The sequence below is a fragment of the Nocardia sp. PE-7 genome (assembly GCF_030486425.1).
GTDB classification, from domain to species: domain Bacteria; phylum Actinomycetota; class Actinomycetes; order Mycobacteriales; family Mycobacteriaceae; genus Nocardia; species Nocardia salmonicida_A.
In genome coordinates, this window is the sequence record NZ_CP129614.1 from 635,429 (window position 1) to 655,846 (window position 20,418).

General features: G+C 68.7%; 19 protein-coding genes and 1 riboswitch. Of the genes, 12 read left to right on the forward strand and 7 right to left on the reverse strand.

The window, feature by feature from the left end:
• The first annotated feature begins 40 nt into the window (after nt 1-40).
• Nucleotides 41-781: a DnaE2-dependent mutagenesis accessory factor ImuA' gene (locus QX204_RS02885; protein WP_301905048.1), complete on the forward strand. Its 741-nt coding sequence runs from the start codon at nt 41-43 to the stop codon at nt 779-781.
• A gap of 168 nt (nt 782-949) precedes the next feature.
• Nucleotides 950-2,554, forward strand: a complete 1,605-nt coding sequence (locus QX204_RS02890; RefSeq protein WP_301908234.1) for a DNA polymerase Y family protein — start codon at nt 950-952, stop codon at nt 2,552-2,554.
• Here QX204_RS02890 and QX204_RS02895 read toward each other — a convergent pair.
• On the reverse strand, nt 2,545-3,300 hold the full coding sequence (locus QX204_RS02895) for a hypothetical protein (protein WP_301905049.1): 756 nt from the start codon (nt 3,298-3,300) through the stop codon (nt 2,545-2,547). The two genes, QX204_RS02890 and QX204_RS02895, sit on opposite strands and share 10 nt — an antisense overlap.
• 265 nt (nt 3,301-3,565) lie before the next feature.
• Between QX204_RS02895 and QX204_RS02900 the strand changes: the two genes are divergently transcribed.
• Nucleotides 3,566-4,492 (forward strand): ferredoxin family protein, encoded by a 927-nt coding sequence (locus tag QX204_RS02900; RefSeq protein WP_301908235.1) that lies wholly within the window; start codon nt 3,566-3,568, stop codon nt 4,490-4,492.
• A gap of 109 nt (nt 4,493-4,601) precedes the next feature.
• The gene (locus QX204_RS02905) at nt 4,602-5,042 is read left to right on the forward strand and encodes a GNAT family N-acetyltransferase (RefSeq protein ID WP_301905050.1); all 441 of its coding nucleotides are present in this window, start codon (nt 4,602-4,604) and stop codon (nt 5,040-5,042) included.
• Between the two features lie 72 nt (nt 5,043-5,114).
• Here QX204_RS02905 and QX204_RS02910 read toward each other — a convergent pair whose 3' ends face one another.
• Entirely contained in the window at nt 5,115-6,071 is a 957-nt protein-coding gene (locus QX204_RS02910; RefSeq protein WP_301905051.1) for an SDR family NAD(P)-dependent oxidoreductase, read from the reverse strand.
• A 132-nt stretch (nt 6,072-6,203) separates the two neighbouring features.
• Here QX204_RS02910 and QX204_RS02915 point away from each other — a divergent pair, with 132 nt between their 5' ends.
• From QX204_RS02915 to QX204_RS02935, 5 genes are read left to right on the forward strand one after another with little or no spacing between them, the layout of a single operon-like run.
• Nucleotides 6,204-6,659 carry a hypothetical protein gene (locus tag QX204_RS02915; protein ID WP_063816123.1) on the forward strand — a complete coding sequence of 152 codons (456 nt, stop codon included), beginning with the start codon at nt 6,204-6,206 and terminating at the stop codon, nt 6,657-6,659.
• Between the two features lie 58 nt (nt 6,660-6,717).
• Nucleotides 6,718-10,173, forward strand: coding sequence for an error-prone DNA polymerase (locus QX204_RS02920; protein WP_301905052.1), 3,456 nt, complete (start codon nt 6,718-6,720; stop codon nt 10,171-10,173).
• 51 nt (nt 10,174-10,224) lie between these two features.
• The gene (locus tag QX204_RS02925) at nt 10,225-11,271 is read left to right on the forward strand and encodes a M48 family metallopeptidase (RefSeq protein WP_301905053.1); all 1,047 of its coding nucleotides are present in this window, start codon (nt 10,225-10,227) and stop codon (nt 11,269-11,271) included.
• A gap of 53 nt (nt 11,272-11,324) precedes the next feature.
• Nucleotides 11,325-12,359 (forward strand): DUF4349 domain-containing protein, encoded by a 1,035-nt coding sequence (locus tag QX204_RS02930; protein WP_301905054.1) that lies wholly within the window; start codon nt 11,325-11,327, stop codon nt 12,357-12,359.
• The gene (locus QX204_RS02935) at nt 12,319-12,543 is read left to right on the forward strand and encodes a DUF167 domain-containing protein (RefSeq protein WP_301905055.1); all 225 of its coding nucleotides are present in this window, start codon (nt 12,319-12,321) and stop codon (nt 12,541-12,543) included. The genes QX204_RS02930 and QX204_RS02935 overlap by 41 nt, the downstream gene beginning before the upstream one ends.
• Before the next feature lie 100 nt (nt 12,544-12,643).
• On the opposite strand, the gene QX204_RS02940 is transcribed toward QX204_RS02935, so the two are convergent.
• Nucleotides 12,644-13,108: a tRNA (cytidine(34)-2'-O)-methyltransferase gene (locus tag QX204_RS02940; RefSeq protein ID WP_301908236.1), complete on the reverse strand. Its 465-nt coding sequence runs from the start codon at nt 13,106-13,108 to the stop codon at nt 12,644-12,646.
• A 64-nt stretch (nt 13,109-13,172) separates the two neighbouring features.
• Between QX204_RS02940 and QX204_RS02945 the strand changes: the two genes are divergently transcribed.
• Nucleotides 13,173-13,499 (forward strand): DUF3017 domain-containing protein, encoded by a 327-nt coding sequence (locus QX204_RS02945; RefSeq protein ID WP_235569656.1) that lies wholly within the window; start codon nt 13,173-13,175, stop codon nt 13,497-13,499.
• 1 nt (nt 13,500) lies between these two features.
• Here QX204_RS02945 and QX204_RS02950 read toward each other — a convergent pair whose 3' ends face one another.
• Nucleotides 13,501-14,448 (reverse strand): oxygenase MpaB family protein, encoded by a 948-nt coding sequence (locus QX204_RS02950; protein WP_301905056.1) that lies wholly within the window; start codon nt 14,446-14,448, stop codon nt 13,501-13,503.
• Between the two features lie 140 nt (nt 14,449-14,588).
• Between QX204_RS02950 and QX204_RS02955 the strand changes: the two genes are divergently transcribed.
• Nucleotides 14,589-15,224 (forward strand): TetR/AcrR family transcriptional regulator, encoded by a 636-nt coding sequence (locus QX204_RS02955; RefSeq protein WP_063056166.1) that lies wholly within the window; start codon nt 14,589-14,591, stop codon nt 15,222-15,224.
• 3 nt (nt 15,225-15,227) lie between these two features.
• On the opposite strand, the gene QX204_RS02960 is transcribed toward QX204_RS02955, so the two are convergent.
• The 3 genes from QX204_RS02960 to QX204_RS02970 form a co-directional block, all read right to left on the reverse strand.
• Complete coding sequence (locus QX204_RS02960) at nt 15,228-16,373, reverse strand: homoserine O-acetyltransferase MetX (protein ID WP_301905057.1); 1,146 nt, start codon at nt 16,371-16,373, stop codon at nt 15,228-15,230.
• The gene (locus tag QX204_RS02965; RefSeq protein WP_301905058.1) at nt 16,370-17,686 is read right to left on the reverse strand and encodes a bifunctional o-acetylhomoserine/o-acetylserine sulfhydrylase; all 1,317 of its coding nucleotides are present in this window, start codon (nt 17,684-17,686) and stop codon (nt 16,370-16,372) included. The genes QX204_RS02960 and QX204_RS02965 overlap by 4 nt, the downstream gene beginning before the upstream one ends.
• A gap of 82 nt (nt 17,687-17,768) precedes the next feature.
• Nucleotides 17,769-17,879, reverse strand: a riboswitch (SAM riboswitch).
• 64 nt (nt 17,880-17,943) lie between these two features.
• Complete coding sequence (locus tag QX204_RS02970; protein WP_301905059.1) at nt 17,944-18,666, reverse strand: TetR family transcriptional regulator; 723 nt, start codon at nt 18,664-18,666, stop codon at nt 17,944-17,946.
• A 134-nt stretch (nt 18,667-18,800) separates the two neighbouring features.
• Between QX204_RS02970 and QX204_RS02975 the strand changes: the two genes are divergently transcribed.
• Nucleotides 18,801-20,294, forward strand: a complete 1,494-nt coding sequence (locus QX204_RS02975; RefSeq protein ID WP_301905060.1) for an MFS transporter — start codon at nt 18,801-18,803, stop codon at nt 20,292-20,294.
• Nucleotides 20,295-20,418: the final 124 nt, after the last annotated feature.

Genomic DNA, 20,418 nt, shown 5'->3' on the forward strand with positions numbered 1-20,418 from the left:
TTTTCCGCTCGCGGGTCCATCGTGGAAGTAGGTGGTGTTGATGGGTTCGGAAGCGTTGTCGCCCGAGCGGGGCATGCTCGACGAGCTGCGTAGGCGCATGGCCGCAGTGCCGGGCCGTGGTGAGTCCGCGGCCGGGCGCATGCCGCGTGAGCAGCGATTACGCCGTGATTTGTTGCCGGTGCCGCCGCCGCTCGCCGACCTGCTGCCCGATGGCGGGCTACCCAAAGGAGCGGTGGTCGCCTACACCGGCGCGCACTCCCTGCTGACCGGACTGCTCGCCGCCGTCACCGGAAACGGCGGCCACGCGGCGGTGGTCGGCCTGCCCCGGCTCGGTTTGCTGGCCGCCGCGGAGATGGGTGCCCGACTATCCCACCTGGCGGTGATCGCCGACCCCGGCCCCGACCCCGCCGAGGTGGCCGCGGTCCTGCTCGACGGCCTCGACCTGGTGGTCCTCGGCCTGGGCGGCCTCGCCGTCCCACCCGCTCGCTGTCGCGTCCTGGCCGCCCGCGCCCGCAATCGCGGCGCCACCCTCGTCGTCGCGGGCGAATGGGCCAACCCCACCCTGCGCCTGGACTCCCGCGTCACCGGCTATCGCGGCCTCGGTGCCGGTCGCGGGCGCCTGCGTTCGGTCTGCCTCGACGTGCGCGTCAGCGCCAAGGCGGGCCAGACCCGCCACGGCCGCATGGACCTGTGCGCCCGGGTCGGGCGCACCGAATGGCTGCCTCGCGAAAACGTCAGCGGTGCAACGGAAGTCACCGCGCTCCACGAGGCCGTCTCATGACCGACGACCTGTTGTCGGGTTCCGGCCGATGGGCGTGAGGGGATCCATCGACTGTCCGGCGGCCGCCGGACAGTCGCCGCGGGTCTCCCGTTCGTTCCCGAGTCGCTCTCGGCACGCCGTCGCGGTTACCGAGCGCCCACCGCATTCGTGGTGGGTGTCGCGGTTCGGATGTGGTGTGGCGTGTGGATCGGCGGTGTCGTCGTGACGCGTGTCGATCGGGTGCTGGCGGTGTGGTGCCTGGACTGGCCCGCGGTGGCGGCGGCCGCGGTGGAGGGGGTGTCGGCGGAGCGGCCGATCGCGGTGTTGCGCGGGAGTTCGGTGGTGGCGTGCTCGGCGATCGCGCGGGCCGAGGGCGTGCGGCGGGGGATGCGGCGGCGCGACGCGCAAGGGTGTTGTCCGGGACTTGTTGTTGTGCAAGATGATCCGGATCGGGACGCGCGGTTGTTCGAGCCGGTGGTCGGGGCTGTCGATGCGACGGTGCCGGGCGTGGAGGTGTTGCGGCCGGGGCTCATCGTGCTCGGAGCACGCGGCGCCGCACGGTATTTCGGCTCCGAGGAGGCCGCGGTGGTGCGGTTGATCGACGCGGTCGCGGTAGCGGGAGCGGAGGCGCAGATCGGGATCGCCGATGCCATGTCGACAGCGGTGATCGCGGCCAGGCGCGGGGCGATCGTGGCGCCGGGGGAGGGCGCGAAGTACCTCGCTGGGCTCCCGGTCTCCGAGCTCGCGGTGGAACCGAGCCTGGCCGCACCGGAGCGCACGGAGTTGGTAGACCTGTTGCGGCGCTTGGGATTGCGCCGCATCGGCGATTTCGCGCGCCTGGCTCCCGCCGAAGTGGCCTCCCGGTTCGGCGCCGACGCCGTGCTCGCCCATCGCGCCGCCCTCGCGCTGCCGGAACGCCCACCGTCGGCGCGCCGCCCCGCTCCGGAACTGACTGTCGAGCTGGCCTGCGATCCGCCCATCGATCGGGTCGACGCCGCCGCGTTCGCGGGCAGGCAACTGTCCACCTGGCTGCACACGGCGTTGTCGGCGGCGGGCGTGGCCTGCACCCGGCTCGCCGTCACCGCGCGCACCGAGGCGGGCGAGGAGCTCACCAGGATCTGGCGCTGCGCTCGTCCGCTCACTCCCGCCGACACCGCCGACCGCGTGCGCTGGCAGCTCGACGGCTGGCTCACCCACCGCGCCCGCCCCACCGGCCCGATCGTGGAGCTCACGCTGGAGCCGGTCGAGGTGGTCGCCGCCGGTGCGCTGCAACTCGGTCTGTGGGGCGGCGAGGGCGAGGAGACCGAACGTGCCCGCCGCGCACTGGTTCGCGTGCAGGGACTGCTCGGCGGCGAAGCGGTCCGCATCGGCGTGCTCAGCGGCGGCCGCGGCCCCGCCGAACGCATCACCATGATCGCCCTCGGCGACGAACTGACCCCCGCCGCCGACCCCACCCAGCCCTGGCCCGGACGACTCCCCGAACCCGCCCCCACCCTGCTCCTGCTGCACCGTCCGGTCGTACACCTGACCGCCGCCGACGGCGCTCCCGTCCTGGTCACCGACCGCGGCCTGTTCACCGCCACCCCCACCCGCCTGCGCTGGGGCCGCAAGGAATGGGCGCTGCTGGGCTGGGCGGGCCCGTGGCCGGTCGCCGAACGATGGTGGTCCACCGCCGAACCCACCTCCCTGGCCGTGCGCGTCCAAGTCCAGCTCGACGCCGACCCCACCGAAATCCGCGCCGTCCTGCTCGTCTACGACGCCGCCCTTTGGCACGCCGAGGGCGTCTACGAGTGACGACTCAACTCGACCGGGCACTTCCGTCGAACTTCGACCACCCTGCTGAACCCTGCGCACCAGTCACGCACTTCCGGACTGATCGCACCGAGCAACCGCAAGGCGTCATTGTGGCGAGCCGTGATGTTGACATCGAGGAGCGGTTCCATGTGTGAGACCCGGTTGCGCAAGCCGTGCAATCGGCTCGCTCGATCTGCAACAACAAGACCGTGTGGGTCGTTTACCGCGTGTGGAAAGGCCTGGCGCAACGCATCTCGCCACAAAACCTGGCGGCCGCGATAGCTGGCATCACCAGCATTCGGTGTCGGCAAAAGCTTCGGCCAGACTCCAAAAGTGATCTGCGCGAGCACGTCGTCGTGGGTGATCACCGCGCCTTTGCGCGGATGCTTCGAGTCGCGGTTGCCGTCGGCTTCGGTGGCGTGTTGTGTCGCGGTCTTGCGGGACCCTCTGGTCAGCGAGTTGAGCGGCCGAGCGGGGTCGATGAGCCAGTCGGCGCCATGGGTAGCGCCTGTGCGCGTGTGATGTGGTTGACAGGCGTTCCAGGTACGGAGTTGTTGATCGATGGCGTTGCGCAGGGCAACTTCGCTGATGGCGAGGACCTGCTGGAAGGCTGCCGACAGATGAAGGTTCCACTTGTAGAGTTCCAGCGCGAGCAAGGGGTCGTTGCCACAGCGCGCACTGTAGGTAGCGAGTCGTACGGGGTGGAGATGTTTGTTGACGGCAATGATCGTGGCGCGTGTTGGCATCCCGGTTTCCCCCCGCTATCATCGATAACAGATACGAGGACAAGGTCCCTCGTAAACACATGGAGTTTCCCCCGCGACAGCTAGGTCGTGGGGGTTCTTCTTTTGTTCGGCCCGCCCTGCCTTGTCGAAGTGACGGCGACCACTGTACCGACCTCGACCCAGGCTTCCAATTAGTCGTTCAACTGGTTCTACAGTGAACAAGGCCTGTCTCGGAACGCCCGGAAGGCTCGGTCGCGGGAGGAGCGCTGTGAACCCATTCGAGGGCATGTTGTGTACGGCGGCCGCGGCCGACCTTCCGCTGCTCGGTACCGCGGGGCACTTCACCGGATGGCTGTGTATCGAGCATCCCGGCGCGTGGGGCGGTGATGTGATCGGTGACGAGGTGCTCGGTCCGGAGATCACCGCCGAACTGGCGGCGCGTACGTCCGCGGCGCGAGTTCGGCCGACGCTGATCCGCCGTCCGGGGCGCAACGAGTTCACCGGTACCCGCACGGTGCTGCTGGTCAGTTCGCGGCCGGAGGGTTCCTGGTGTGAGCGGTTCGAGATCACCGACCTGCGCCAGCTCTTCGACATCGACCTGCATCTCGTCGACGGACCGGCTCCGGGAATCGGTGTGCGGGTGGATGATCCGGTGGTCCTGGTCTGCGCCCACGGTAAACGCGACCAGTGCTGTGCCCTGTTGGGTCGCCCGATCGCCGCCGCCCTTGCCGCCGATTACCCGGGCCGGGTCTGGGAGGCCTCGCACACCGGTGGTCACCGCTTCGCCCCCGCGGTCGTCCTGCTTCCCTCCGGCCTCACCTACGGCCGGGTAGACGCCACTGCCGCCAAGGCGATGCTCGAAGCGGCCGATGTCGACGAGGTCTCCCTGACCGGTCTCCGCGGCCGTAGCTGCTACCCCCCGATCTCCCAGCTCGCTGAAGTAGCTGTGCGCGAACAGTTCCCGGCCGGCGCCACCGACCTCACCGTCCACCCCGACCCGGCTCCCACCGATGACCCGACGCTGGCGGGCGCCGCCGTCGTCACCCACCGCGACGGCCGCCGCTGGCGCGTCACCGCCCGCACCGTCCCCGCTGCTCCCCGCCAAGCCAGCTGCGGCGCCGCCCCCAAACCGGCCACCTACTTGGAACCCGCTGCGGTAGAACAACTCCCCGCGCTGTCCTTCGCTCAGTCCGAACAACCCACGGATCGCTGACTCATCGACTGCGGACGACTCGGCTTCCGGGCGAGCTCCACGGTGGACTACTGGAATTGCGGCGCGGTGGCCCTCCCGCACGTCACCCGACGTGCCTAACGTCGACTCCATGAGCGACATCCGGGAAATCGGCAAGCACGAAACCGAGCTGGCAGGCCCGGCGCTACTGGAGCTTCGCCCACGGTGGGAGACGACATCGCGGCTGACCGAGTTCATCGACACCGAACTCCGCCCCGAGGGCTACCGGCTGATCGGGATCTTCGAACCGGGTTCTCCCACAGCGCTATCGGTGGCGGGATTCCGCGAATCCCACTCCACCGCCTGGGGCCACCACCTCTACATCGACGACGTCTCGACCCTCCCCGCGGTGCGCGGTCGAGGCCACGCCGACCGCCTGCTCGACTGGCTCATCGCCGAGGCCGGGCGCCTGCGGTGCACGGGGATCCACCTGGACTCCGGCGTCGGCCCCACTCGAGCCGCCGCCCACCGCCTCTACATGCGCCGCCATCTGGCCATCACCGCCCACCACTTCACCCTCGACCTGCAGTGAATCGCGGGCGGACCCGCGAGCCGTACCCCGAATCCATGTGGGCCCGAAGCGAACTGGGTGACTACCCAGGGGTCACCAGTGCGTGCCGGGAACCCAGCGGGCTGCGCGGCGCAGAGCGGTGCCGGTGGCTTTTCGGGCGGCGGAAGGGGTTTTCGGATCTGCCCGAGGGGTCGGGACGGGGACGGGGACGTCTTCGGCTGATTCACCCTTGGCCGCAGGGGAATCCGGCAGCGCGCGGTAGTAGCGGTGCAGGATGCGGTCGCGGAGTTTGGGGGTGATGATGCCGCCGTATTCGGCGAGGGTGCCGAGGGGGACGTCGATGCGCCTCGGGCGTTCGGTGAGGGCGCGGACGATCGTGCCCGCGGCCCACTCGGGGGATTCGGAGGGACCCTGGTCGCCGCTGGGGGCGATCATCGGGGTGCGCACCAGCGGCATGTGAATGGTGGTGAAAGTGACTCCGTCGGCGAGGGTTTCGACCGACGCGACCTCGGTGAACTTGTCCAGGGCCGCCTTGCTGGCGAGATAGGCGGCGAAGCGGGGAGTGGCCACCTGCACGCCGGCGCTGGAGATATTGACGATGTGGCCGAAGCCGCGTTCGCGCATCTGTGGCAGGAGAGCCAATGTCATCCGCAGCGCGCCGAAGTAGTTGACCGCCATGGTGCGTTCGAAGTCGTGCAGGCGGTCGGTGGAGCGATGGATGGCGCGGCGGATGGACCGGCCCGCGTTGTTGACCAGCATGTCGACGTGGCCGTGCTGCGCGAGAATGGCCTCGACCGCCGAATCCACGGATTCGGAATCGGTGACATCGCACGGGTAGCCGTAGGCCAGCCCGCCCGCGTCGACGATCTCGGTGACCACCGCGGCCAGTTCGTCGGCGCGGCGCGCGAGCAGGAACACGATCCCGCCCTTGTCGGCCACCGAGAGTGCGGCGGCCCGTCCGATCCCGGAGGACGCGCCGGTGATCACGACATGCCTGCCGGTGAGATCGCGCCGCTTGCGGCCCCGTTCACCTGGAGAAACCTGAGACATCACTGCTCCTTTGCAGCTCGTTCCCTCGAACTTACTCCAAAGTAAGTTCCAGGGCCAGGCCCCTCGAAAAACTCGAAAATATGTTCGAATGCCTCTCGCCATTATTCGAACGTATGTGCGATACTGGTGCGCATGGCGGACGATCGGATGGCGGACATCTATGCCGCGGTGCGGCTCGGCGGTGGCGACCCTGATGCGGCGCGCGCGGCGCTGACCAGGCTGTGGAGCGAAATAGGGGAAGGCGGCGACCCGTTGCATCGCTGCGTGGTGGCACATCACCTGGCGGATGTGCAGGAGTTGCCGGAGGGTGCGTTGCTGTGGGACCAGCGGGCGCTGGCCGCGGTGTTCGGGCCGGGCATCCCGCTCGATGAGGGGCTGCGCGGGTTCCTGCCCTCGCTGTATCTGAACCTGGCCGACAGTCACCGCCGCGTCGGTGACTTCGAGATGGCGCGGATGCAGTTGGCCATCGCGCGCGGGCACCTGGACGTGCTCGCCAACGATGCCTACGGCGCGGTGATCCGCTCGGGTCTCGGACATGTGGAGGCCGCGCTGGAGTCGCGGTCGATGGAGCGCTTGCCCGCGAATTGAGTTGTCGTCCAACACGAAAGGGATGTGGTGATGCGGGGGTCGTGAGAGGAGAGGGTGCATGGGCTGGAGCAACGGTCCGCCGACCTGGTCGGAACTGGAACGGGTGCTCTCGGGCAAACCGAGCGGCAGGCCCGCGGAGGATATGCACCCCGGCGACGGCGGCGACAGTCCGGCCTGGTCACGCAAGCGCGGCGAGTACCACGCCGCCGGGCTCGACCGGTCGACCGGCCCGACGGTGCCCTACGCGGAGCTGCACACCCACTCCGCCTACAGCTTCCTCGATGGCGCGAGTCAGCCGGAGGAACTGGTGGAGGAGGCGGTGCGGCTCGGTCTGGAAGCGCTCGCGCTCACCGACCACAACGGGTTCTACGGGACCGTCCGGTTCGCCGAGGCGGCCAGGGAATGGGGAATGCCAACGGTTTTCGGTGCCGAACTGTCACTGGGAACCGATGCGAAGGCGGCGCCGGGCCGAGGGGATGCGGTCCGGCGCCGTTCTGTCCCTCGGGGCGGGGTGCGAGCCACTGCCGATGACGTGGTCGAGCGAGGACACGCGCACGCGCCGGACTCGGTGCCGCGCACCGGATCTCCCGACCCTTTCGGCCCGCATCTGCTGGTGCTGGCCAGGGGGCAGGAGGGGTACCGGCGGCTCTCCAGGGAGATGACCACGGCGCACATGGCCGCGGGGGAGAAGGGCGTGCTGCGCTATGACCTCGACACGCTCACCGCGGCGGCGGGCGGGCACTGGCACATTCTCACCGGCTGCCGAAAAGGCCACCTGCGCAACGCGCTCGAACACGATCTGCGCAGTGGCGATGTTCGCCTGTCGAAAGCCGAAGCGGCACTGCGGGATCTGGTCGAAAGATTCGGCGCCGACCGGGTGAGCGTGGAGCTCACCCACCACGGAATCGCCACCGATGACGAGCGCAACGCCCTGCTGATCGCACTGGCCGACCGGCTCGGTGTTCCCGTACTCGCCACCACCGGTGCGCATTTCGCGTCACCGGCGCAACGTCGACGGGCGATGGCGTTGGCCGCGATCCGGGCCAGGAGCAGCCTCGACGAGATGGCGGGATGGCTCGCTCCCACCGGCGGCGCGCACCTGCGTTCGGGCACGGAGATGGCGCACCTGTTCGCCGACTACCCGCACGCGGTGGCGAACGCGGTGACGCTGGCTCGCGAATGCGCGTTCGACCTGGGGCTGATCGCCCCGAACCTGCCGCCGTTCGAGGTGCCGCCCGGCCACGACGAGAACTCTTGGCTGCGCGACCTCGCCTATACGGGAGCGGCGCGCCGCTACGGGCCGAGGGAGCGAAACGCCAAGGCGTATGAGCAGATCGACCACGAACTGGCGGTGATCGCGGACCTGAACTTTCCCGGCTATTTCCTGGTGGTGCACGACATCGTCCAGTTCTGCAAGGACAGCGACATCCTGTGCCAGGGCCGGGGTTCGGCCGCCAACTCCGCGGTCTGCTACGCCATCGGCATCACCAATGTCGACCCCGTCGGCAATCAACTGCTGTTCGAGCGATTCCTCTCGCCCGAGCGCGACGGGCCACCCGATATCGATGTCGATATCGAATCCGACCGCCGCGAGGAGGCCATCCAGCACGTCTACGCCAAGTACGGGCGCGACTTCGCCGCTCAGGTGGCGAACGTGATCACCTACCGGGGTAAGTCCTCGGTGCGCGATGCCGCACGGGCACTGGGCTTCTCACCGGGACAGCAGGACGCGTGGAGCAAGCAGGTGAGCCGCTGGTCCGGGGTGGCCGCCGAGACGGGCACCGATATCCCGGACGCGGTTCTCGAACTCGCGGGCGAACTCGACGGTCTGCCCAGGCATTTGGGCATCCACTCCGGCGGCATGGTGATCTGTGATCGACCGATCGCCGACGTGTGCCCGGTGGAGTGGGCGCGGATGGCCGGGCGCAGTGTGCTGCAGTGGGACAAAGACGATTGCGCCGCAGTCGGTTTGGTCAAGTTCGATCTGCTCGGCCTCGGCATGCTCTCGGCGCTGCACTACATGATCGACCTGGTGCGCGAGCACAAGGGCGAGACCGTGGAACTGCACGCGCTCGACCTCACCGAAGCGGGCGTCTACGAGATGCTGCAACGCGCGGACTCGATCGGGGTGTTCCAGGTGGAGTCGCGCGCGCAGATGGCGACACTGCCCCGGCTCAAGCCGCGCAATTTCTACGATCTGGTCGTCGAGGTGGCGCTGATCCGCCCCGGACCGATTCAGGGCGGCTCGGTGCACCCCTATATCCGCAGGCGTAACGGCAAGGAGCCGGTGGTGTTCGACCATCCCTCGCTGGAGCGCTCGCTCACGCGTACGCTCGGCGTCCCGCTGTTCCAGGAACAACTGATGCAGATGGCGGTCGATGTCGCCGGTTTCAGCGCGGCCGAAGCCGATCAGCTGCGCCGTGCGATGGGCTCCAAACGGTCGCCGGAGAAGATGCGCCGGTTGAAGACCCGGTTCTACGAGGGCATGCGGCAGCTGCACGGCATCACCGACGAGGTCGCCGACCGCATCTACGAGAAGCTCTACGCCTTCGCCAATTTCGGTTTCCCCGAAAGCCATTCGCAGAGCTTCGCCGCGATCGTGTTCTATTCGTCGTGGTTCAAGCTGCACCATCCGGCCGCGTTCTGCGCCGGGTTGTTGCGCGCGCAGCCGATGGGTTTCTACTCACCGCAGTCGCTGGTCGCCGATGCCCGCCGCCACGGGGTGCGCGTGCACGGCCCCGACATCAACGCCAGCCGTGCCGAACCCACCCTCGAGAACGCGGGCGCCGAGATCCGGCTCGGCCTGTCGGGCGTGCGCCACATCGGCACCGACCTCGCCGACCGCATCGTCGCCACCCGCGCCGAACACGGTCCCTTCACCTCGATGCTCGACCTCACCGGCCGCATCGAACTGACCATCCCCCAAACCGAATCCCTCGCCACCGCGGGCGCGTTGAGCACCTTGGTCGACACCTCGAGCGAGCACTCGGTGCCGAGCTCCCGGCGGGCGGCGCTGTGGGCGGCGGGAGCGGCGGCCCAGGAACGCGCGAACCTCCTGCCCGGCACCGGCCCCGCCGTCGCGGCACCCGCGCTGCCCGGCATGAGCGCACTCGAACTCGCCGCTGCCGACGTCTGGGCCACCGGTATCTCGCCCGATACCTACCCCACCGAATTCCTTCGCGCCCACCTGAATTCGCTCGGTGTCGTCCCCGCCTGCGATCTATTGCTCGTCGAGGACGGCGCGCGAATCCTGGTGGCAGGCGCTGTCACCCACCGTCAGCGCCCCGCCACCGCCGCGGGCGTCACCTTCCTCAATCTCGAAGACGAAACCGGCATGGTCAACGTGGTCTGCTCGGTCGGCCTGTGGACCCGCTACCGCCGCCTCGCCCAGAACGCCACCGCCCTGCTCATCCGTGGCCGCATCCAAAACGCCGAGGGCGCTGCCAGCCTCGTCGCCGACCACCTCGAACACCTCGACCTCACCATCGTCGCCCGCTCCCGCGACTTCCGTTGAACTCGCGGTCACCCGGTATCCGTTGGGTATCTTGGGAATCGGGGGTACAGCATGAACGCGCACATTCGGCGGGAATCGGAGTCGGAATCCGCGGGGCCGGTGCTGGTCACACGACGGACCAGATTCTCGGTGCTGATCGGGGATCTGGTTGTCTCGCTGCCGTCGGTCGTGCTCAGCGGATGGCTCATCTGGGGATTGTCGGCGCTGGTCGGGGACTGGCTCGTGGTCGTCGCCGCACTGGTGTGGCCGGTATCGGGCGCGTGCGTTCTGCTCGTCAGTGTCCTGATCACCGGTGCGACAGCGCAGGCCAGCCGGTCCGCGTCGCCCGAGCACGCGGAAGTGGTCGCCGCGTGGGCGGCGGTCGCCGCCGTTGCGCGGATCGACGAGTCTCGCTATACGCCATGGGTTCACGACGTCGCGACGGTGAACGGAGAGATGCACGGATACGCGACTCTGGGCCGACACATCGTCGTGACCCGGCGTGCCGTCGACGTGTTCACACGAGGGGAACTGCGGGCGGTACTCGCGCACGAGTTGGGCCATCAGTTGCTGGGGTACATGTGGTTACGGATGCTGATCAAGTGGTACCGAGGTCCTGCCGACCTGCTCTTCGCTCTCGCGGTGGGCGTTGTGTCCAAGGTCGCGTCGCTGCTGCAGGTCGGGCCTCGGTGGATCGCCCACCGGCTGTATCGGGGGCCTCGGCCGGTCATCCTCCTCGGCGTGCTGGTGGTCGCCATCGTGCCGACCGCGGCCGTCCTCGGCTCGGGTTGGGCGCTTCTCGCGGTGTCGACCCGGTTTCTCGGGCTCCCGACCGCCCTGGCCGTGGTGGTGGCAATCGTCGCGCAGCCCGTCGCGCGAGCCAGGCTGTCCCAGTGGCGGGAGTACGGCGCCGACCGAGTAGCGGTGGAACTCGGCTACGGCCAGGACCTTCGCGGTGTACTACGACGACTGCAGGCGGATTGGGACGCTATCCCTGACGAGCAGCGTCTACTGGCGCCCTTGTTTCATACCCACCCGTCGCCCGACAGCCGCCGCCGCGCGGTCGTAGCGCTCGACCCTCGACGGCACCCGGCAACGGCCGACGATCAGCCGTCGTGACCAGGTCGCGCGAGCGGGCCCGCTCCGGCTCTCCCACGCACTACGCTGCGATCATGCGCAAGCTTGCCGTGGTGATGATCGCGTTGCTCGGACTCCTGTTCCTGGCCGGGTGCGGCGATGACGACAGCGAGGACGAGGCCGGTCGGGCATCGGCGCCCACCGTCCTGGGTGGGCCCGCACCCGCTGTGGCGCCCGGGTTCCGGGAGGGCGCACCGCAGAAGGACAGTCCGGCGCCGACGGATCAGTCGAACCGGAAAGAGGTGATCACCGGGTCGGTGGATGTCACCTCGGCCGATCCGATTGCCGCCGCCGCGACCGTCACCGGGCAGGTCGATGCCGTCGACGGCCGAATCGACAGTCGCACCGAACAACCCGGCACCGACAAGCGCGCGGCTCGCGCCGTGCTCAGTGTTCGAGTGCCCGCCGACAAGACCGACGCCTTCATCACCGGCCTCGGCGGAGTCGGCACGGTCACCAGGGTGAGCACCAATCGCGACGACGTCACCATGCAGTGGCAGGACCTCGATGCCCGCATCCGCGCACTACAAGCCTCCGTCGATCGGCTCAAAGCGCTGATCACCGGCGCCACCAACACCGCCGACCTGATCGCGGCGGAGGAGGCGCTGTCGAGCAGGCAGGGCGAACTCGACAGTCTCACCGCGCAGAAGCGCAGCCTCGACGATCAGGTGGCGCTGTCGACGCTCACCATCACGCTCACCGCCGACGACAAGAACGCACCCGGCGATCCGGACAACTTCTGGGACGGCATCGTCTCGGGCTGGCACTCGCTGATCGACTGGTTGCAGGACGCGATCGTCTTCGTCGGCAAGGCCGTGCCGTGGCTGGGCTTCCTCGCCGTGATCGGCGGATTGCTGTATGCCGCACTGCGATTGCTGCGCAGGCGCCGTACCGGGGCGCCTGCCACCACACCGGCGGTCCGAGCGACCACCGCACCGGCTGCCACGGCCCCAGCGGTCACCGCACCCGAGACCGCCACTCCCACAACCCGGGCCACCGAACCGACGGCGCCAGGGAAGGAGGCCCCCGGTGCCCACCGTGCGGGCGACGATCAAACCGAACAGCCGTAAAGGCCCGCTCGTCGAAACCGCCGACGACGGCACCCTCACCCTCTACGTCCGCGCCCCGGCCGTCGAAGGCAAGGCCAACAAGGCCGCGATCAAACTGCTCGCCGACCACTTCGGCGTAGCCAAGTCCGCCGTCCGGCTGACCGTCGCCCCCACCTCACGCTTCAAGCGCTTCGACATCGCCTGAGAGAGCCTGGACAGATGTTCACCAGGCCATCAGGGATTTTCGCTCTCGGGCGATGCCGCCATGGTGGCCTGCTGATCACGTGACCGAATAGGCCGTGGGGTCAGACCGCCCCCGGAAATCCCAGCTGGCGCCACGCTTCGTATACCGAGACCGCCGCGGCGTTCGACAGATTCATCGACCGTCGCCCCGGCAGCATCGGAATGCGGACCTGCTCGGTGATCTGGGGATCTGTCAGCACTTCCTCGGGCAGCCCCGTGGGCTCGGTGCCGAACAGCAGCGCGTCGTTGTCGTGATAGGCGATATCGGTGAAACGGGTGGTGGCCTGGGTGGTGAAGGCGAAGACGCGGCCGGGCCGGATCGCCGCGAACGCCGTGGCCAGGTCGGGATGCACGGTCACCACCGCGAGGTCGTGATAGTCCAGTCCGGCCCGGCGCAGCTTGGCCTCCGAGAGGTCGAAGCCGAGCGGTTCGATCAGGTGTAGCGCGCAGCCGGTCCCCGCGGCCAACCGGATCGCATTGCCGGTATTGGGCGGAATCACGGGCTCGTGAAAGATCAGGTGCAGCACAGCCGACCACTCTGTCATGCGCCACCCCGTCCGCGCGCAGGCGGTATCTGGAACAATCGGGCTCGTGAACGAGGCGGAGACGACCGGCAAGCACCGGGTCGCGCGGTTGAGCGCGGGGGAGCAGTACCTGCGCAGTCATCTGCCGATGACCGTGGTGACCGCGCTGATCGTGATCGCGGTCGGCTTCGTCGCCTGGGATCGGTGGCGTCGCGGCGCGCTGATCTTCGGCAGCGCCGCCCTGGTGGCCGCCGCGTTCCGGCTGTGCTTGCCGACCGTGCAGGTGGGCTTGCTCGCCGTACGCAGCCGCCCGTTCGACGTGGCCGCGCTGACCGCGCTCGGCAGCGCCATCGTCTTCCTGGCGGCCACCATCAACACCCTCGGCGTTTCCTAGTTCAGGCGGAGGTCCTGTCCCACAGGCTGTGGGTGCCGTTGCTGCCGTAGAGCGCGCGAGCATCGCTCGGGCTGATCGTCGCCGGGGTTCGCGGCGGTGCGGCGCCGGCGTGGGCGGCCAGGATCTGTCCGGTCATCTTCGCGACGTACGGGCTGGCCATGATCAGGCCACGGTTGTCGCGACGGGCGGCGGCCCAGACGAGTGCCTTGCCCGGGACGCGTACCGCGGCGTCGACGACGCGGGGCATGTCGAACCGGCCGAGTTCGCGCATCCAGGCGGGCAGCGTCGAGATCGTCGCCAGCGACAGCACCCGACCACCGGCCGCGAACGTCATGCCCTTGCTCACCGACGGCCACAGCAGGAAATGCATCGCCTCGACCGCCCGCTCGCTGACACACAACTGCGGCCGAACGCGCTCGAAGTACGCGCGCACCTCAGCCCGATCGCGCGGCACATCAGCGGGCTTGCAGGTCTGCAGCTCGGCGGCGATCACGCACTCGGCCCAGTACCGATCCTCTTCGGCGGGACTCAGCGGCCCCGGTCCGAACATCTCGTAGGCCTTGAGCACCGAATGCCACCCGGTGACATGGATCCACAGCTGGGAGTCGGGGTTGTTGGCGCTGTAGCGCTTGCCGCTGATCGGTTCGATACCCGTCATCGGCGCGTGCACCTTCATCAGGTGCTCGGCGGCCTGGATGGCGGTGCGGCCGTCACCCAGCGCGACCAGCAGGAAGTAGGACAGCGTGTGGTCGAGACGGGTAGCGGGATTGTCGTAGATCCCGTGTGAATCGGCGACCGCGGCGGTCAGGAACGGATCGAAGTGTTCGAGAGTGACCGCCCGCTGGAATCCGATCAGCGCGGTCGGCGCCGCCCACACCTTCCAGGTGGGGGAATCCGGCCCGAAGAAGCCGTGGTCGTCGCGACGGAGAGTCGACGCATCGAAAGCCATGGCACATGCCCCTTTGCAGTGCGAGGAATAATTGAATACAACACCACCGTAGCAATGGCTCGACGCGAATACAACGGTTGCGTAGGATTCGTGACGACAGGGTCGGCGGGTATCGTCGGCGAGCGAAAGGCAGGTGGGCGGTGACCTCGACCCAGGAGCAGCGACCTCGACGCCGCTATGCGCCGCGCCTGCCGCCGGAGCAGCGCCGCGCGCAACTTCTCGACGCCGCGTTCACGGTCCTGGGCCGGATGGAACTGCACGAGTTGAGCATGGAGGCCGTCGCGCAGGAGGCGGGCGTCGGAAAACCGGTGCTGTACACGGTGTTCAAGACCCGCGCCGAACTCGTCGAAGCGCTGCTGGAACGCGAACGGGAACGCGGACTGGATCAGATCGCCGACACGCTGCCCGAAGACCTGCTCGGCGCCGACCCCTTGGCCGCCGCCTCGGCGACCGTCGAAGCGTTCGTCGGTGTGGCACTGGCGAATCCGACCCGTTGGCGGCTGATCCTCGCCACCCCGGCGAGTGCGCCCGACGAATACCGTGCGGCGCTTCGTGCTTCGCGCGCCGAGATCTTGGAACGCGCGGAATCGCTTGTCCGCATGGGCATCTCCGTGCTGCCGCGATGGTCGGGCATGGATGCCGGGCTACTCGCGAACTCGACCCTCACCATCGCCGAGATGCTCGGTCGGCTGGGAGTCAGCGAGCCGGAAGAGTATCCGCGCGAACGCCTTCAGGCCTACGTCCGCTCGATCGTCGCCTTGCTGACAGGACCGTGAAGGTCAGCGGTTCTCCCGCGCGAGGCGCATCGTCTCGGTGAGCAACTTCGACACCGCGGCGGCCTCGGTGAGGAACCCGTCGTGCCCGTCGCGTGAATGCACGACCTCGAGCCCCGCGCAGCCGGGCAGACCTTCGGCCAGCTCGGCCTGAGTGTTGAGGGGGTACAGGCGATCCGAGTCGACCCCGCCGACCACGCACGGCACCGATGTCGAGGCCAGCGCGGCAGCGACGCCGCCGCGCCCGCGACCCACATCGTGGCGGTTCATGGCCTCGCTGAGCAGCACATAGGTGGCCGGATCGAACCGCTGGACCAGCTTGTCGGCCTGGTGCTCGAGGTAGCTCTGCACCGCGTAGCGCCCACCGGTCCACGGGTCTTCGTCGCCCTGGGGCTTGTTGGTGAAGCGGTGGTCGAGTTCGCCCTCGGTGCGGTAGGTCAGGTGCGCGATGCGCCGGGCCAGGCCCATGCCGGTCATCGGCGCGCGGCCGGTGCCGTGATAGTCGCCGCCCTGCCAGTCGGGATCGGCCGTGATGACGGCCATCTGAGTGGTCTGGGTGCCGATCTGATCGGCGGTGGCGCGGGCGCCGACGGCCAGCACGAGCGCGGCGCTGACCCGCTCCGGCAGGCCGATGATCCACTCGAGCACCCGCATGCCGCCCATCGAGCCGCCGACCACAGCGCCGAGCCGCTCGATCCCGAGCACCTCGAACAACTGTGCTTCGGCTTTCACCTGGTCACGGATATTCAGCTCGGGAAACCGTGCGCCCCAAGGCTTTCCGTCGGAGGCGAGCGAGGACGGGCCGGTGCTGCCCTTGCAGCCGCCCAGCACGTTGGTCGCGATCACACACCACTCGTCGGTGTCGATCGGCGCGCCGGGCCCGACCATGCCCTCCCACCAGCCGGGCGCCCCGTCGGGCCCACCGACGACATGGGAGTCGCCGGTGAGCGCGTGTTCGACGAGCACCACATTGTCCAGCGTGGGCGAGAGCTCGCCCCACCGTTGCACCGCCAGCCGCACATCGGGGACGACGGCGCCGTTCTCCAGCGCCACATCCCCGATGGCGACCACGCCGACGCGCCCGTCCGGCGGTGGCAGCAGGGCCACCCCGGTTCCGGGTCGGGCGATCGGCGATTCGGTGCTCACGGTCACGTCGTCGCCGCCGCGAACCCGGCCCGCAGATCGGCCAGAATGTCGTCGATTCCCTCGATGCCCACCGCGAGCCTGACCAGGCCGGGCGTGACGCCGGCCGCCAGCTGCTCTTCGGGCGTCAACTGCGAGTGCGTGGTCGACGCCGGGTGAATCACGAGTGAACGCACATCACCGATGTTAGCTACATGGCTGTGCAGGCTGAGCGCGTCCACGAACTTCTTGCCCGCGTCGACGCCGCCCGCCAGCTCGAATGCCACGATCGCGCCCGCACCCTTGGGCGCCAGCTCCTTGGCCCGCGCGTGCCAGGGCGAGGACTCGAGGCCCGCGTAGAACACCGCGTCGACGCCCGGCTGCTCGGCGACGAACTTCGCGACCGTCTCGGCATTGCTGACATGTCGCTCGACCCGCAGGCTCAAGGTCTCGATGCCCTGCGCGATGAGGAACGCGTTGAACGGCGACACCGCAGCGCCCAGATCGCGCAGCAACTGCACCCGCGCCTTGAGCGCGAACGCGGGCGCGCCCAGATCGGCGAACACCGCGCCGTGGTAGCTCGGATCGGGCTCGGTGAAGCCGGGGAAGCGCGCGTTGCCGTCGGCGTCGCGCACCGTCCAGTCGAACGCGCCGCCGTCGACGATCACGCCCGCCACGGCCGCGCCGTGCCCACCCAGGTACTTCGTCGCCGAATGCACGACGATGTCGGCGCCGTGGGCCAGCGGCTGGATCAGGTACGGGGTGGCGACGGTGTTGTCCACGATCAGCGGAATGCCGTTCGCGTGCGCGACACCGGCGATACCGGGGATGTCGAACACCGCGCTGCTCGGGTTGGCGATGGTCTCGCCGTAGAACGCCTTGGTGTTCGGCTGGATCGCGGCCTTCCACTGCTCGAGGTCATCGGGGTCCTCGACGAACGAGACCGTGATCCCCAGCTTGGGCAGCGAGTAGTGGAAGAGGTTGTAGGTGCCGCCGTAGAGGTGCGGGCTGGACACGATGTGGTCGCCCGCGCTCGCCAGGTTCAGGATCGCGTAGGTCTCCGCGGCCTGGCCCGAGGCCAGCAGCAGCGCCGCGACGCCGCCTTCGAGCGCGGCCACGCGCTGCTCCACCGCGTCCTGGGTGGGGTTCATGATCCGGGTGTAGATGTTGCCCGGCTCGGCGAGACCGAACAGCGCGGCGGCGTGATCGGTGTCGCGGAACGCGTACGAAGTGGTCTGGTAGATCGGCAGTGCGCGCGCGCCGGTGGCGGCGTCGGGTGCCTGGCCCGCGTGGACCTGCTTGGTCTCGAAGGACCAGTTCTCGGGCAGGGAAGAGTCAGTCATGTCGTGCTCCAAAGGGTGTCAGCCGGGGGGATCTCGTCAACTGGGTCGGATCGACTGGCAACAACACATGGGGGCCTCCTGCAGTGCGCGCTTGCCCTCGACTTTCGAGAGCCCGGTCATCACCCGGAGCACCCCACCGCAGCTGGAGGGTTGCCGACCAGCGAGCCGGGGCTTGGCGCTGGTACTCATGACCTTGCCGTCATGTTAACCGGAGATCTCCCGCGGGCGGAAACTTCCCCCGCATTTCCCGCCGAAGATCACTCGTCGGACGGTGTGCCGAAGCCTGGCGTGTCGTCCACCGGTGCGCCACAGACCTGCCGCAAGCCGTGGTAGGCGCGCAGCACGGCGTCGCGGGTGACCCGAACGGCTACCGCCGGTGATCCGCTCAGCAGTGCCTGTTCGGTATCGGCGACCGAGATATGGCAGAGCATCTGCCAGATGCCGGCCACCAGCTTCACCGTGAAGTCCTCCGGTGACGTGCCCATCCGTTGCGCGAGCTCGGTGCACACCGCGACGTTCTTCTTCTCGGCGTATTCCAGCGCGCGCGCGTTGACCGACTGGCTGGTGCGCATGATCCGCTGCATCTGCAGGAACTGGCGGATGAACCGGATGCCGTCCGCGTCCGCCTCGGCCTGGACCACCGTCAGGTAGGCGCCACACAGTGCCTGGAGTTCGTTGCCGGTGTTCGGCTGGGAGCGCAGCGCGACGGCGACGGAGGCCCCGAAGTCGTCGATCGGGGCCAGCACGATGTCTTCCTTGAGCGCGAAGTACCGGTTGACGGTGCGCGGGGACACGTCGGCGCCCGCGGCGATCTGCTCGACCGTCGTCGCGTCGAACCCTTGGCTGTCGCACAGCTCGAGCCCGACCGCCACGATCGCGGCCTTGGTCTGGAGCTTCTTGCGCTCGCGCAGGCCCAGCGGCGCGTCGGCAGCCGGTTCGGTCGTCCGGTCGGCGCTGATCGGAGTGGTCGAGTCCAGCATGCTCTCAGCCTACCGTGTCGGCGGCTTTATCTGTCCAAGTAGGCCAATTGGCGCATTCAGACATTTTTCTCTTGACGCCAATTGTCTCGGAGTGCCAGGATTGGTCCACGCCAATCGAGCGACGAGGAGTCCTGGTGACCGGCACCGAGGTATTGACGAAACATGTTGATCAACAACAGAATTCGATGCGATGGTGGGCGTTGGTCGTGCTCTCCGCCGCCCAGCTGATGGTGGTGCTCGACGCCACCGTGATCACGATCGCCCTGCCGTACGCCCAGCGTGACCTGGGGATCAGCGACGGCGACAAACAGTGGGCGCTCACCGCGTACACGCTCATCTTCGGCGGGCTGCTGCTGCTCGGCGGCCGGATGGCCGACTATCTGGGCCGACGCCGGATCTTCCTGGTCGGTCTGGTCGGCTTCGCCGCCGCGTCGGCGCTGGCGGGGCTCGCGCAGACCGGCCCGCAGTTGTTCATCGGCCGAGGTCTGCAGGGTGCGTTCGCCGCGCTGCTCGCCCCCGCGGCCCTGTCGCTGCTGTCGGTGATCTTCACCGATGTGCAGGAGCGGGCCCGCGCGTTCGCGGTGTTCGCGGGTATCACCGCGGGTGGTATCGCGTTCGGGCTGATCGTGGGTGGTGCGCTCACCGAGTTCGCGTCGTGGCGGTGGACGCTGTTGATGAATACGCCGATCGCGCTCATCGCGGTGGCCGGTGCGGTGGCGGTGATCGCGCGCGATATCCCGGTGCCCAGGACCGGCGGCTACGACCTGCCCGGCGCCGTCACCGTGACATTCGGCTTGGTGTCGATCGTCTACGGATTCAGTCGCGCCGCCGAACACGGGTGGCTGGCGGGCAGCACCCTCGGCCTGCTCGGGGCGGGCTTCGCCTTGCTCATCGCGTTCGTCCTCATCGAGGCGCGCTCGGCGAATCCGCTGCTGCCCTTGCGAATTCCGGGTGAGATCAATCGAGGCGGCGCCTTGCTGGCCGCGCTGCTCATCCCGATCGCGATGTTCGCCATGTTCTTGTTCCTGAGCTTCTACTACCAGAACACCCTCGGCTATTCGCCGCTGAAGGCAGGCATCGCGTTCCTGCCGTTCCCGGTGGGCATCGGGATCGCGGCGGGCATCACCAGTTCGTTGATGCCCAAGTTCGGGCCGCGCCCGCTGATGGTGGTCGGTGCGTTGCTCGGCGTCGTCGGGCTGCTGTGGCTGGCGCAACTGAGCTATGGCGACGGGTACGCGCTGAGCGTGCTGCCGGCGCAGTTGTTGATGGCGCTCGGCATGGGCCCGCTGTTCGTCGGGATGCAGGCCGTCGCGCTGCATCAGGTCGACGCCGAGGACTCCGGCGTCGCCAGCGCCCTGCTCAATGCCGCCCAGCAGGTCGGTGGTGCCGTCGGCACCGCGCTGCTGACCACCCTCTCGGTCCAGGCCGCCGAGAACTACGTCACCGACAACCCCACCGTCGACCACCTGATCGAGCGCGCCTCGATCTACAGCTACGACGTCGCGTTCTATATCGGCGCCGGCTTCTTCCTCGCCGCCGCCGTGGTGATCGCGGTAATGATCCGCGACAAGCCGGAGAATCTGATCGAAGGCGACGAGCACGCGGCCGCCGTACCGATCGCGGTCTGACCTGCTCGACCGGGCCCGCGTCACCGTTCCTCGGTGCGCGGGCCCCGCCGTGTTACTACTCAGTAGCCGGTCAAGGCCCGATCGGGCGCCGGCACGCGGTCGGGGCGGAGTAGCTTCGAGGAGT

What these genes read in the sequence shown, in the direction of transcription:
- QX204_RS02885 (WP_301905048.1), top strand. Translation starts at nt 41, where the DNA reads ATGGGTTCGGAAGCGTTGTCGCCCGAGCGGGGCATGCTCGACGAGCTG.
- QX204_RS02890 (WP_301908234.1), top strand. Translation starts at nt 950, where the DNA reads ATGTGGTGTGGCGTGTGGATCGGCGGTGTCGTCGTGACGCGTGTCGAT.
- QX204_RS02895 (WP_301905049.1), bottom strand. Translation starts at nt 3,300, where the DNA reads ATGCCAACACGCGCCACGATCATTGCCGTCAACAAACATCTCCACCCC.
- QX204_RS02900 (WP_301908235.1), top strand. Translation starts at nt 3,566, where the DNA reads ATGTTGTGTACGGCGGCCGCGGCCGACCTTCCGCTGCTCGGTACCGCG.
- QX204_RS02905 (WP_301905050.1), top strand. Translation starts at nt 4,602, where the DNA reads ATGAGCGACATCCGGGAAATCGGCAAGCACGAAACCGAGCTGGCAGGC.
- QX204_RS02910 (WP_301905051.1), bottom strand. Translation starts at nt 6,071, where the DNA reads ATGTCTCAGGTTTCTCCAGGTGAACGGGGCCGCAAGCGGCGCGATCTC.
- QX204_RS02915 (WP_063816123.1), top strand. Translation starts at nt 6,204, where the DNA reads ATGGCGGACGATCGGATGGCGGACATCTATGCCGCGGTGCGGCTCGGC.
- QX204_RS02920 (WP_301905052.1), top strand. Translation starts at nt 6,718, where the DNA reads ATGGGCTGGAGCAACGGTCCGCCGACCTGGTCGGAACTGGAACGGGTG.
- QX204_RS02925 (WP_301905053.1), top strand. Translation starts at nt 10,225, where the DNA reads ATGAACGCGCACATTCGGCGGGAATCGGAGTCGGAATCCGCGGGGCCG.
- QX204_RS02930 (WP_301905054.1), top strand. Translation starts at nt 11,325, where the DNA reads ATGCGCAAGCTTGCCGTGGTGATGATCGCGTTGCTCGGACTCCTGTTC.
- QX204_RS02950 (WP_301905056.1), bottom strand. Translation starts at nt 14,448, where the DNA reads ATGGCTTTCGATGCGTCGACTCTCCGTCGCGACGACCACGGCTTCTTC.
- QX204_RS02965 (WP_301905058.1), bottom strand. Translation starts at nt 17,686, where the DNA reads ATGACTGACTCTTCCCTGCCCGAGAACTGGTCCTTCGAGACCAAGCAG.
- QX204_RS02970 (WP_301905059.1), bottom strand. Translation starts at nt 18,666, where the DNA reads ATGCTGGACTCGACCACTCCGATCAGCGCCGACCGGACGACCGAACCG.